At 59.0% G+C, this 12,981-nt stretch carries 10 protein-coding genes and 1 pseudogene; 5 read left to right on the top strand and 6 right to left on the bottom strand.

The annotated features are described in order from the left end of the window. Nucleotides 1-21: 21 nt before the first annotated feature. Both KZJ38_RS12295 and KZJ38_RS12290 read right to left on the bottom strand, forming a co-directional pair. A complete protein-coding gene (locus tag KZJ38_RS12295) occupies nt 22-777 on the bottom strand; it encodes a fimbrial biogenesis chaperone (protein WP_219796166.1) in 756 nt (251 codons plus the stop codon). A gap of 31 nt (nt 778-808) precedes the next feature. After that, nucleotides 809-1,276, bottom strand: coding sequence for a Csu type fimbrial protein (locus tag KZJ38_RS12290; protein ID WP_219796165.1), 468 nt, complete (start codon nt 1,274-1,276; stop codon nt 809-811). A 905-nt stretch (nt 1,277-2,181) separates the two neighbouring features. Between KZJ38_RS12290 and KZJ38_RS12285 the strand changes: the two genes are divergently transcribed. Beyond that, nucleotides 2,182-2,364 carry a hypothetical protein gene (locus tag KZJ38_RS12285; RefSeq protein WP_219796164.1) on the top strand — a complete coding sequence of 61 codons (183 nt, stop codon included), beginning with the start codon at nt 2,182-2,184 and terminating at the stop codon, nt 2,362-2,364. A gap of 868 nt (nt 2,365-3,232) precedes the next feature. Next, nucleotides 3,233-3,814 (top strand): hypothetical protein, encoded by a 582-nt coding sequence (locus KZJ38_RS36885; protein WP_281425768.1) that lies wholly within the window; start codon nt 3,233-3,235, stop codon nt 3,812-3,814. 752 nt (nt 3,815-4,566) lie between these two features. On the opposite strand, the gene KZJ38_RS12275 is transcribed toward KZJ38_RS36885, so the two are convergent. Then, nucleotides 4,567-4,776, bottom strand: a complete 210-nt coding sequence (locus KZJ38_RS12275) for a hypothetical protein (protein WP_219796163.1) — start codon at nt 4,774-4,776, stop codon at nt 4,567-4,569. Between the two features lie 738 nt (nt 4,777-5,514). Between KZJ38_RS12275 and KZJ38_RS12270 the strand changes: the two genes are divergently transcribed. The 3 genes and pseudogenes from KZJ38_RS12270 to KZJ38_RS12260 all read left to right on the top strand — a co-directional run bounded on the left by KZJ38_RS12270 (nt 5,515) and on the right by KZJ38_RS12260 (nt 9,586). Next, on the top strand, nt 5,515-6,507 hold the full coding sequence (locus KZJ38_RS12270) for a GlxA family transcriptional regulator (RefSeq protein ID WP_219796162.1): 993 nt from the start codon (nt 5,515-5,517) through the stop codon (nt 6,505-6,507). Between the two features lie 1,275 nt (nt 6,508-7,782). After that, nucleotides 7,783-8,185 (top strand): annotated as a pseudogene (locus KZJ38_RS12265) (hypothetical protein). Nucleotides 8,186-8,476: 291 nt separating this feature from the next. Continuing rightward, nucleotides 8,477-9,586, top strand: coding sequence for a YeeE/YedE family protein (locus tag KZJ38_RS12260; RefSeq protein ID WP_425518247.1), 1,110 nt, complete (start codon nt 8,477-8,479; stop codon nt 9,584-9,586). A 150-nt stretch (nt 9,587-9,736) separates the two neighbouring features. Here the strand turns inward: KZJ38_RS12260 and KZJ38_RS12255 are convergent, their stop codons facing one another. From KZJ38_RS12255 to KZJ38_RS12245, 3 genes are all read right to left on the bottom strand, one after another. Next, complete coding sequence (locus tag KZJ38_RS12255) at nt 9,737-10,801, bottom strand: hypothetical protein (protein WP_219796160.1); 1,065 nt, start codon at nt 10,799-10,801, stop codon at nt 9,737-9,739. 60 nt (nt 10,802-10,861) lie between these two features. Next, nucleotides 10,862-12,049 carry an MFS transporter gene (locus tag KZJ38_RS12250; protein ID WP_219796159.1) on the bottom strand — a complete coding sequence of 396 codons (1,188 nt, stop codon included), beginning with the start codon at nt 12,047-12,049 and terminating at the stop codon, nt 10,862-10,864. 126 nt (nt 12,050-12,175) lie between these two features. Beyond that, nucleotides 12,176-12,811, bottom strand: a complete 636-nt coding sequence (locus KZJ38_RS12245; RefSeq protein ID WP_219796158.1) for a cytochrome P460 family protein — start codon at nt 12,809-12,811, stop codon at nt 12,176-12,178. Nucleotides 12,812-12,981 lie beyond the last annotated feature (170 nt).

Here is a 12,981-nt window from a genome sequence, read left to right as displayed (position 1 = left end):
GAACGGGCCCAATGTGATCGATCACCGTCCGCCCACAACCGGAATGGACTGATCGATCGTGCCCGTGCTTGTGTCTGCGTTCGCAGTGAGGCGCACCGTCTCCCCGGCGGCCGGTAGCGGCGTCTGCGCCGGAATACGCCAGCGGCGGGACGCACCGGCAAGCACGTAGGGCGATGCATTGGGCTCGGTTTTCAGTTTTCTCCCATCGCTTGTCGTGAGCACGATGTCACGCACTGCCTGGTGGCGCTCGCCCTCGTTCAGTGCGACGAGGTAGGCTTCGGTGGCATCCCGTCTGAGCTGGAACTGCAGACGCGCCGGCGCGGTGCGGTTGGCCGCTTCGGCAAAGACGGGCAGCGACAGGCGCAGCACAACGTGCACGACGCCCGGCTCGGCCGGAGGAGGAATCTGGTCAATCAGGATCCGATAAGTTGCCTCACGATCTTGCGGCGGACGACGCAGCACGAGGCGCACGATTTGCGACGCGCCCGGCGCGATGGTGGCAAGTGGCGGACTGGCAAGCAGTTCGGTGGACGGCGTGAGCTGGTCGTCACCCGTGGACTGGCTCCATGCGAACGCACGGACCTGGATTGAAGTCGGACGGCTGCCTCCGTTCACAAGCGTGAGCGCGGCAGCCGCCTGCCCGGGGGGTAATTGAAACGTGACCGGCAACACCGTCAGCGACTGCGCGCTGGCCGCGCGAGCGGCCAGCAGCAGACAAAGAAAAGCGACAAGGCCACCGGTTGTCGCTATGCGCTGACGTACGGTCATTACGGCCATAGCGGCTCCTGGCGTCGCATTGCCGTGTGGGTCAGTACGTCAGCGTAGCCGTGATCGTATCGGAATACGTGCCCGGCGCTGGGACGGCTCCCGCCGCCAGGCTGCCATAGACACTGATAGCCTGCGATGATCCGGAGCCGGTTCCGGAATACACGTCCGTGCCCGTGGTATTACCCCAGTGGTTCGCGTGAGCGGCGTCCTGAAACAGGTCGTATGCAATGAAGCTGCCGCCGAACCCGAGCCGACGGGCGCTCGTGTCGCCTGCCGTGCTGGCGTTCAACCCGGCGTCCAGCGCAATGCTGTACGGCGTACTGGCCGTGCAGGTCGCCGTGATCGTCGAGGTCGTGCTGAGCGCGCTGCCGCTATAGGTACCGAAGCTCATCGAGTCAGCTGACAGCGAGCAGGCGGCCGGCACAACTGCGGAGACGGTGAATGTGCCGGTGGTAGTCGCTGCGATCGCATTGGCAGGCTGCAGGCCGAGCGTGAACGCCCCCAGCATGCTCGCGCAAGCGAGTGCGAGTTTGGCTGTCTCTCTGTTGAACAACGGGCGGCTATTATCCCGACGCAAAGGCGACGACGAGGTCATACGATGTACGAGCATCATGGTCAAGGCTCCAAGGAATAATCGGAAGCGATCTCCAGAATCCGCGAAAAAGAAATTACGCCTCACATTGCGTGCGCACGATTTCCGGCCCGTAGTTATGGATAAATCGCGAAGTCAATATATATCAACGAAGCGGATAATCCTGATATCCATACCTTCCCATTCGGACAGATCTTTGGAGAATTCGGCCATCCCGCTCCGTTTTGTGCGGAAATACCTCAATTGCGCGATACGGCAATGCGGAATTTGACGATCGCTCTATGGACCGTATGCAATATAAATAAATATTCGGCACCCTAACTAACAATCCAAAATCAACACAACTCATGCGTATCCCAGACCAGTGCCTGGCTGGAACAGCACGCGCCAGCTGAAACGCATCCACCTTGAAGACGGGCCCCCACCCACCGTCGCATCGCTATCGCCAGGATGCTTGTTTCATACGCGTTGCCAGCGCAAGTTCCGATCAGCCTGTGAACAGCAAGATCCCCTTCTCCGATGCCGGCAATAGAAATAGACGCTGGGTCCGTTGCCGCATTGCTGTCGATGAGCTTCGCTTGCGATAACCACTGCGTCGAAACTTTGCACCCGATTTATCAGCATCGTTTCAAGTCAGAAACGTTTCTAGTGGCTTTTATCCGATCCCGTTTAATGCGCGATCAATGAGCCATGTATCCGATTCGGACAGGTTTGTGGAGAATTCAGACATCCCACACAGTTTCGAATGTAATCATATCTATTGCGCAATATGGCGGTATGCTATTTAACGATCATTTTTGAAACGCATTCAATCTCAATGAATGTTCGCCACCCTAACCATCGGCATTGTGTTTTGCACGCGCTGGCCGGGTGAATTCAACTCGATCTATGAACAGCAAGCGCCCCGCCCCGACACCAGCAACGGCCATCGGGTCCGCTGCCACATTCCCGTCGACGAGCTTCTGTGCCGCTGCTACCGCGCGGTGAAACGTCGCACGCGCTGATTTCGCATCGTTGTTTCAAGGTCGAAACGTTTTCCACTGATTTTTTTGGGGTGCACTTCCAACGCCCGTGTGATGGGTCATGACGGCGCACCGTTACAGCGATGGCACGTTTATGGCTTTATGCCGCCGCGCCGGAATCGCGGCGAGTAACGCCCTCGTTCGATCGCGCCGCTATCTACCCGGATCGGCCTTCTGCGGCGATCCATGGAAGGCGTCGTGTGCCGGGAAGCGCATGCCCCGGCACTCGGCGCGTAAGACAACACTACGGGGCAATAAGGGGCGGCGGGCTGTGTGGCGGCAGGTCGCACAGTCCGCCCGCCGATACGCACGTAACAAAGGAATGGCGATGACAACGGAGTCGCCGGTTCCGGGGAGATCTCTAAGGTGAAGACCAATCAATTTATTTCGCACTGCAATCTATCAATCCGGCGTGTGGTAGTTGCCGGACTTGGCGTCGCGTGCTGCACGATGACCGCGCAATCGAACGCGGCCGACGAAGTGATTCCGCAACGGCAGGTGGTCTCCGATGCAACCTTGCTGACAAGCGGCGTGTCGGTAGCCGCGTTGTCCGGCGGTGATCAAGACGGCATGTTGGGCGAGACTGCCACCGCGGCGGGGTCCGCAATCGGAGTCGCCAATGCAGCGGCGACAGCGGCTGACGACACGACTACGCTGTTCAACCCACAAGGTTGCATGGGCAACGGAAGCGACTGCGGTCCGTACACGCACGGCGGCAGTAGAGGCGGCGTTGGCGGGCCCGTTGCGGCGGCAGGAGGCGTCAGCGGTTCGGCGGGAGGCGGAACGGGCGGTGCAGGAAGTAGTGGTAGCAATTCTTCGGGCAGTAGTGGGAATGCCGGCGGCAGTAGTAATGCCGGTGGTGGCAACGGTGGTGGCAACGGTGGCGGTGACGGTGGTGGTCACGGCGGCGGTGATGGTGGTGGCCACGGCGGCGGCGGCGGTGGTGGCCACGGCGGCGGTGATGGTGGTGGTCACGGCGGCGGGGACGGTGGTGGCCACGGCGGCGGCGACGGTGGTGGCCACGGCGGCGGTGATGGTGGTGGCCACGGCGGCGGTCACGGTGGTGGTCACGGCGGCGGCGGTGACAGTGGTGGTCACGGCGGCGGTGATGGTGGTGGTCACGGCGGCGGTCACGGTGGTGGTCACGGCGGCGGTGACGGTGGTGGCCACGGCGGCGGTTATGGCCACGGCGGTGGCTATGGCCACGGCGGCGGTTATGGTGGCGGTGACGGCGGTGGCCACGGGGGCGACGGTAGCGGCCACGGCGGTGGCGGCTTTGGAGGCGGCGGCTATGGGAGAGGCGGTGGTGGTGGCGGCTATGGGAGAGGCGGTGGTGGTGGCGGTGGCAATGGCGGCGGTGGCGGACACTAGAGACAACCGCGCCCGCGGACCTATGCGTCATTTCGCGGGCGAGGCATACCATGGGGGTTGAATATCATGCGTATGCCCATGAAGCCGCGACGAAGAAGCAACCGGCAGATTCTCAGGCCGCGACCTGTGACCGCGATATTCCGGAGTCGCCGTCCGCGGACATACGCGGGCAGCCACCGTGCGGCGCGTCGACATACAAACGGTCGCGATCAATGAGATCCGTAAGCCGACGTACGTGCTCGGATTGGTCCGCAAGCTTTGTGGACCAACTCCGTCGTAATCACTCCCACTGCCCCTGGCAAGAAAAACCAAGCGCTTTTAGTAGAAGAAGTGAACGACATCGCAAAGGCAAGTCGCGCGAGGTGCGACGGAGAAAACGACCCTGCTGTTCGGTATGCCCAGGGAATTTCCGGTAAATTTCTGCCTCTTGGGTTTTGCGCTGTCGTTGATGATTCCGGTTCGGCTTCTTGTATTGGTCAATACCATTGCCAATGCGGCGTGACGAGGGATTGCTCTGGCGCATCGGTGTGGTGCATGCATTTCTGTTCTTGCGATGGCTTCCAGTCGGGAATCACGATCATGCTCGCGGCCAGCCACCGAGCGCCATTGTCCAGCAGGGATCAGGAAGTCTCTCGTCTCTTCCCCGACGGCAAACAAATCAACGCGGCGGGATCACCGAAAACGTCAGCTTGATAGAAAGGATTGCTTGATTTTATCCCGAGCAGTTCAGAAATGCAGGCGCCGGCCAGTCCCCGCAGAACACGACGCCTCGCGCATCGGTTACGACGCGCTTCACGCGATAGCCGCGTGAAATCAACAACGCGTCCTCGCACCGCCTGGATCGAGCGTCGACATGATCTCGGCCACCGTCATGTCTGGCAGCTGTTTCGAAAGAAGATCCCAGAAAATTACATCCCGCATATCGCCGGCATCCTCAACTGTCCTCCACTCGCGGGCGCCGACGATGGCGTCCGCAGTTTCGCGCGCCCCCTCGACGACGATTTGAATGTCCTGCTTATGCATGAGAGCGTTATCGGCCCCGACACCATCTTCTTTAGCGTTGCGCAATCGTTTGCCTTTGCACGAATGGATTTGGAATGGATCTCTCGCAGCATCCAGCTGATATCGGCGGCTACGCATGCCATGCCAATGCGCAAACGTCCAGGACACACAGCGTCCACCGGCTGTGCGCTGCAATGTTTGAGCGGAACGGGATCCGTTTGGTTGAGCGTACCGCCGCCTCACACAGGAGTAAAAAAGGCCCGCCTGCGGGGGCACGACGGCTAGACAACTCGATGGCAACGCCCTTCGAGTTTTCTCCGAGTGACCATCCGTAATTTTAAAACCCTGATATTGCGCGCCTGGTTTCTGGCGGACAAGGGAAAGAGATTGTCCGAATACGCCATGCTGTTTCGCCTATCAATATCGGCTCTTTTGATCGGCACCGACGAGGTTCCTTTACGGAGCGCCAGATGCGTAGGGTATGCGTCGCGCAGCACGCACTCTATGCCCCACGCATTCCAGTTTTAGATATTTCCATATATGTGCCAGATATAAGCCCTTCTCGCGCGCTTTTATATGTCCAAGTGGGAACCATCTCGACCTCATATATCACCACTTATGTCTCGAGCGGCCAATGTCTTGACTAATTCGGCCATGCAATAATGGGAGTAGACGCATCTGTATAGTATGTGTCGATGACAACAAAAAGCAGATCGTGGGAGAAAGCTCTAAAGGCCACGAATATACGGGGAAAACGCAATGGAGCTGAATCAAACCATGCCGCACGCGTCGCGGCAAAGCAACTCACTGGCTAGGGCCGACAAGACGACGCGCATCGACATCGCTCTGTTCAATGGCTTTGCGCTGCCCGGCATCGCCGTAATCATCGAGATTTTTCAGAAGGCCAACGCGTTCGTCGCACCCGGACAGATTGGACGCTCACGCTACGACGTCTCGCTGTGGTCGGCTGCCGGTGGTCGCATTGCAAGTTCATCATCCGTCTTCGTCTGGACCGAAGACGTCAATTCGCACCGAGGCACCAACGACGTACATTTACTCTTCGTTGCCGGTGGCGTGGGTGCGCAACAGGCTTGCCGGGACGAACGTCTAAGAATCTGGCTGCGCAGCCGGCACCCTTTCAGCGAAATCGTTCATCCGATTGCGGAAGGCCAGATTCTGCTGGAAGCAGCTGGCCTGCCGGGTCGCTATTGCCCTCTAATCGATGCCGATCATAAAAGGGGCAACGCTTATCCACCGGGAACAATGGGTGAAGCGCCTGGCGCGGTCCCCACTGCGTTGCGCATCGTCGAGGAGGATCTTGGACCCGATCTGGCTCAACTGGTGGCCGAATCGGTCGCGACCGAGCACAAGACGCCGTTCGGTTCGTCCATCGCCGACAAAGCTGCGCCGCAGGTCAGTGAGAAGATCATGGCGTCCGCGCGCTGGCTGAAGGCAAACGTCGACCAGCCGATATCAATCGACGACGCGGCGCAGGTCGCGGCGATGAGCGAGCGCAATTTTCTGCGGCGATTCAAGAGCGAGATGGGCGTAACGCCATCCGACTACCTGCTGCGCGCACGCTTGAATTTGAGTTGCCGGATGCTCGTCGAGTCGCGCCTGCCGGTGGACAAGATCGCACGCCGCTGCGGCATCGGCAGCGGCGGCCAGTTGGCCAAGCTGTTCAGAAAGTACCTTGCGACCACGCCCACCGACTACCGGATGGGCCGGGAACCGCTCAAGAACTCGAATTGAGCGGCCGCGGCTTTAGTCAGCCCTGCCCTTGCCGCGATCTTAACAGCGTGAGTTGATCGGCCGACAACATGGATTGTTCAGGGTCGACTAGTTAGATAATCAGATATTCATTGCGAATGCACATGATTGAATAGATACCCTTCAAACGATGGTTTGTCGTAACCCACACTTAAGGCGATTCCGCATCAAACCAGTCAAATTGTCTGAGTTTCCCAAAATCTGTCTGAATACCATTGGAATTAGCGAGCGGCATGATGGCTTGCCGCCCACGCAAAGAGATGGCTAATGCGGTAGCAAGGGCAGTAACCGGGACGCGCGCTATCCCCGCGTTCAGGCGCTTTTGGGCCCGCTCCGGCGGGCCCCTTTTTTGGGCGAAATTTTGGCGGTACGGTGCAGCTACAGGTTGCCGGCACATAGGTTCGTCGCGAACGACGACGCCGACTCCCATTCAATGCCGCTCCCAAGCACACCGACATGCTCTGCCCGGCGCTACTGGCAGCGCCAGCAGGTTGATTAGCTCTCGGCAAAGCCTGCGCCGCATCAGCACGCCCCGAAGTGGCTAATGCGTACGCGCCCTCCCGTTTCCAGTGGAAAAGCCTGTTTGCCCCGAATGGTCTCGCTAGAACGCTGCGAGCCCCCTGCGGGCGGTTGTACGGAATCGTCATTCTCGTATGCTCCGATAGAGATCCATCGTCGTGCACGGCATAAGTGCGTCCGGCCTCTTCAAGAGCGCCGTCATGCATACGTCTGTAATGCACCACCGCGTTCTCCTCTTCGTTGGTTTGCATATAGAGGTGCCCGACGCATGTTCGTTCAAAGACGGCGCAGTGTGCTTCGGCATTCGGATGCTGAGACAGATTCATGTTTTGACCTCCGCGATGAGCGGCTTGCGCGTGCTCGACAAATGGAGGATGTTTGCGACGCCTGAACACCCGTTAGACCCTTCCGGGAAAGCAGTTGCCTCGTCTTCTCAAGAACGAATGACAGTTTGATGAGCCATTGTTGATAGAAATCACGGTGCCGCAAAACAAGCGCACATTGGTATCGGATTTGATACACGGGCGAGTCGTGCGGAGTCATGCGACAACTTTCTGTATCTTGAATCGCACCGCCGCCCTTGTTTCCGAAAAGTATCTCCATGTATGGCGACCGATACTTGCGGCCGGTTGAATCTGTTTGCCGGCAAGCGTTAAATCCAACGGGGCGTGACGGGTGAGCCGGCACGGTTCACGACACGACACCGTGTCCGACATCAACGGATGCGTACGGAGACTTATGGACGCGATCGATTGGCAGCGACGCTGCATTCTGTTTGCACAACGGTTCTTGCAGCCAACCAGCGCATGCGTGACCTGTATGCCTGGCAGTTGGGGTAACGTAATGAGCAGTGAACACTGGAGCGTCGCGTTGCGCACCGGGCTGGCAACCGGCGCGCTTGCTGTGTTGCTGACCTTCACTCCGGCATTACGGCTGTACGCAAACCGCTTCGGGAATGCGCTGATCATGGGCGGGCTGACGATGGCGGGCGACGCGTATTCACATGAGAACCACTACGGTGGTTTTCCGTTTGCCGAGGCGATCGTCACGGGCGTGGTATCGGATCTGCTGACGCTGATTGCGTCGTATCTGCTCGAAGATCGCGCGCGGCGTGCGTGACGTGTGGGCACGTATTTTTTGATCTCGCGCCCGCCAGGGTGCGTGCCCTCACCTGCTTCGCCGCCCTCACCCAAATTGATACGCTCGTATAGCTGAAGGATCTCACTGACTCGCTATCATGATGCTACGTAAGCGGCGATCGATTAATCATCATGTTGATCTTGCAATGAAGGAGCGCACAAACTCTTTCAGGGGCGAAAACGAACTTGAACTGACCGGCAACCTGGATGGCGGGCAACGTCGCGTTAATCGGCTGGCGCTTGCTATCACTGCGTCCCTCGTCGTCGTCAGTTGCGTTTATCTGGCGTTATTGGTGAGCAATCGTCAGAGTGCGCTCTTTGGAATCGGCGTACTCATCGGCATCACGCTTTATCACGGTAGTTTCAGCTTTCCATCCGCGTGGCGGCAGTTCATCGTCGAGCGTCGCGGCTCGGATATTCGCGCGCACGCGCTGATGCTTGCCGTCGGCGCCGGTCTCTTCCTTCCCGTACTTGCGGCAGGCACATTGTTCGGCACGAAAGTGAGCGCGGCGGCCGCGCCGGTTAGCGTTTCCGTGTTCTGCGGAGCGTTCATTTCCGGAATCGGGATGCAGCTCAGTAGCCGCTGTGCGTGCGGGACGCTCTACTCGGCGAACGGCGGTGGCATCAGTATGATCGTCACGTTGTTTGCCTTTATTGCCGGATCGGTTCTCGGCACCGCACATATGGTGTACTGGAGCGTGTTGCCTTCGCTCGGCTCGCTGACATTTGGCGATACGTTTGGCGCTGTGCCAGCGCTCGCACTGAGCTGGATTGTCCTCGGTGGCATTTCGATCCTGACGGTCGTCGTCGAAAGACGGCGCCACGGTACGGGAGCGCCGCCACCCATTAGCGTGTCGTCCCAGCACTCGCTTGTCCACGGTCCCTGGCCACTGGCAGCCGCTGCGCTCCTGCTTGCCGTGCTCAACTTCGCCACGCTTGCGGTGTCCGGCCAGGCGTGGCGCGTGACTTCCGCCTTCGCGCTGTGGGGCGCAAAAGCTGTATCGGCGACTGGCATCAAGGTCGCACGCTGGCCGTACTGGGCTTCGTACGACAACGCTGTGGCGCTTGCGGCACCGCTGTCTCACGACGTGCCCACGGTGATGAACGTGGGCATCATGCTTGGCGCGATGATGGCCGCAGCGCTCGCGGGCCGCTATGCGCCGGTGTGGCGCGTACCGTTAAGGCCACTGCTTGCAGCCGCGTTTGGCGGTCTCATGCTGGGGTACGGCGCGCGCCTGGCGTACGGATCCAACGTCGGGGCTTATTTCAGCGGTATCGTTTCGGCAAGCGCGCATGGCTGGCTATGGCTACTCGCCGCATTTGCCGGCAGCGCAGTCGGTATCCGCCTGCGGCCACGATTGGGTCTTCCAATCGAAAGCGGTGTGCCGGCATCGGACCGTTGACGGTACGCCGGGATCTAGACTCCGCCCTGTCGCTGCAAACGAAAGTTTCATTCCTTTGGCTATAGCTCAGCGACGCGACGACGAACTGCCTACATCCTTCGATTCCGCACTATCGCGACGTGGTAGCTCCCCGCTGTCGAGACGCACGCATCAAATCCGCGCGCCCATCATTCCAGCAATGATCACCGTGGACCAGAGCGTCCCAGCGGCAATAGCCGCCCAACAGATTGCGTTGGCCCGTTGGCTGGGAACGTTATGACTCAGCATTACCGTGCGCAGGCCACAGGCAATATGGGCAAGCACAAGCCATACGCCAAGCCCGTAGTGTGGAATCAGGCGTACGTTCCAGGCATCACCCAACAATCCGGTCGGCAGCCCGGTCGCCCAGGCGTAGTCAGTATCGGTGCCAAAATAGCGTGCCAGCACGAATACCGCATTCATGTGCGAGGCGATAAAGATCACCAGATAGGCGCCTGAGGCGGTCTGCAATACGTCGAGCAGGCCCTGCCGCGTGGAGCCAATCTTCGGGGCGATGAGCACTAACCCACTGACGATCTGAAACAGGAATAAAGCAATCAAGGCAGGTTCGATCAATCCAGCACGGTATAGGTGCCGGAGGACGAGCATGACAGCTCGATGTGTGTCGACGCCCAATATTGCGACCGCGTGATTGCCAAGATGTGGAAACAGGAAAAGGACGATGATGGTGATTGATGCCACACCGTGTGCCACGCGCACCGGAGCCGTGTTGAGTCGAACAGACCTGGCTGCCGCACCCACCTTGGACTCAGTGACTAACACGAGTAGCGTTCCACAGAGAATCATTAGCCACATGACCATCCAGACTCTTGCGTCTGCGCCATTGATCTTCATCAAATACAGAAAAACGCCAAGGATTACGTACAATGGTGGCGACGCGAATGTCAAATGCGCGAGACGTTGTAGCGCGATTCGGCCGGGGGTGACGGTCAATTGGCGCCCCAAAATATAAATGCTAGCGAAGGCACTCGCGGGAACGGCAAGTGTCAGGGCGAGCGCCAGTAGAGCCGACCACACATGTCGTTCAGCGGCGAAGTCATGCAGAGTCGCCAGATACCACGGATAGCCCAATCCCAGCACTGCTGGCGCCACGCCGACAAGTGCGATCGCCCCTGAGGTCCTTGCTGCGTGCACGGTGCTTTTGATATCGTCTTGTTGCTCTTGGCTGGCAATCATGTGCTTCTCGTTCAATCAATAAATGGAGCTACGGTCAGGAACTTGCACAGACCCGTATATTCAGCTTCTTACGCTCGCCCCAACACGGCTCGATAGTCTTCGCGCCGGCACTTTCATTCCGGTGGCGATGACAATCCAGCACAAAACAAGCCCCGAGCAGCTGTAGAACACCGCGCTCGATCCGTCGATTTTCAATAGCCATCCGCCGACCACGCCGCCCAGCGCAAGCCCGATGGACTGCGTTGTGTTATAGACGCCGACCGCTGCGCCCTTGCGCGTGCCGGGCGCAAGCTTCGAGACCAGCGAAGGCTGCGACGCTTCGAGAATGTTGAAGCCGAGAAAATAGACGAACAGAATCGCCGCCACGATCGCTATGGTATGCGGAGCGGCGCCCAGTAGTAACTGGCCGATCAGGATAAGGAAAATGGCGCTGACGAGCACCACTTTCATCTTGCCGCGTTTCTCGGCCGCGATGATCGCGGGCACCATCATGACGAACGACAGGGCCATCACCGGCAGGTAGATCATCCAGTGCGAGTGGACCGGCAGGCCGTCCGCTTCGAGAATGCGCGGCACGACGAGAAAGAGCGCGGTCTGCGTCGCGTGCAGCACGAGCACGCCGAAATTGAGCCGCAGCAGTTCGACGTTGTGCAGCACTTCCCTGAACGGCGCACGCACGTGCACGGGCTTCGGCGCATCGGGCACGACCCACAGCACAACACCGACCGCGAGCACCGAGAACACGCCGACCAGTGCAAAGAGCCCGCTCATGCCGACCCACTGGAACACGATCGGTGCACCGACGATCGCCACAGCGAACGAAATGCCGATGCTGCCGCCGACCATCGCCATGGCTTTCGTGCGATGTTCTTCGGACGTCAGATCCGCAATAAACGCGATCACCGCCGACGACACGGCGCCCATCCCCTGAATCACGCGGCCAACGATGATCCACGTCATATCATGCGCGAGCGCGGCCACGAAGCTGCCGAGCGCGAAGATCAGCAGGCCCGTCGCGATAACCGGTTTGCGGCCGATCTTGTCCGATACCCAGCCGTAGAAGATATACAGAAGCGACTGCGTGACGCCGTAAGCACCGAGCGCGACGCCGACGAGGAACACGTTGTCGCCGCCGGGAATCGTTCTGGCGTAGATCGAGAACACCGGCATGATCATGAAAAGACCGAGCATGCGAAGCGCGAAGATCGACGCAAGCGCCACGGTCGCGCGCAATTCAGATGCGCTCATGCGAGTGGAAGTGGAGGACAGGTTTGGCACTAGCGGTCAGACCAGGTGGGCGCTCGAGTCGGCCGACAGGGTGCGTTGCATGCCCCGTGAGGCCTACCATCAGCCACAACGAGGCAGCACGCCCTATCAGGTTCCGGGCTTGTAGTTGGGGTTCAGGTGGCCATCATCATCCAGCAACCGGTAGAACTGCGTCCACACATCGTCCTTCTTTGCGCTCGCGATATGGCAGAACGCACACTCTTCTTTCGCCTTCACCTTTGCCATCTTTGCCTTTGGCTCAAAGTGATTGAAATTGAAGTATCCCCAGCCGTCTGTCGCTGCAAAGCGCTTTGAATCCTTCACGGTGACATCAGCGCCATTGAACTTCCCCGGAAAGTAACCGCGACCGGAAGGCTCATTCCTCGATCCATCGGGGAACTGTTGCTGCGTGGTCAGCTGAAGCTCCTTGACGAAGATGGTTCCCTCCGGGAATTCGCCAGTCTTTTTGTAGATCGCGTACGAACCCGGTTCGATGTACACGTTGTGATACTCCGGGAAGTTCGCTTTGCCGCCGTTAAGGGCGTTCGGCGTCAACGGACTCCCGACGTAGATCCATTGATGAAAATTCTTCGGAAGTAGCAGCTGGCCATCTGCGGTGTATTCCGGAAGCTGTCGTTTTACTGTGGGTAGATCCTGACCATCAGAGTCAGCCCAGACACCGGTGCTAAACGATGCCGTGCACGCAATCACCACGGCACCAATGACCGAGAGTCGCTTCAACATGCGGATTCTCCTTTACATGAACGAGGTAACCGGGATCTAAGTGTGATTCACATTGTCCCAGTCCGTTGCCTATATCGGCTGTTGAATTAGATACTTTGAAGTTCGATGAATCAACGGACTGTTGGTATATGAATCATGTACTTTCGCTCGAGTTGTCCTGATAGCGCACG

It is taken from the genome of Paraburkholderia edwinii, assembly GCF_019428685.1.
Taxonomy (GTDB): domain Bacteria; phylum Pseudomonadota; class Gammaproteobacteria; order Burkholderiales; family Burkholderiaceae; genus Paraburkholderia; species Paraburkholderia edwinii.
This window is presented reverse-complemented; position numbering and strand designations above follow the sequence as displayed.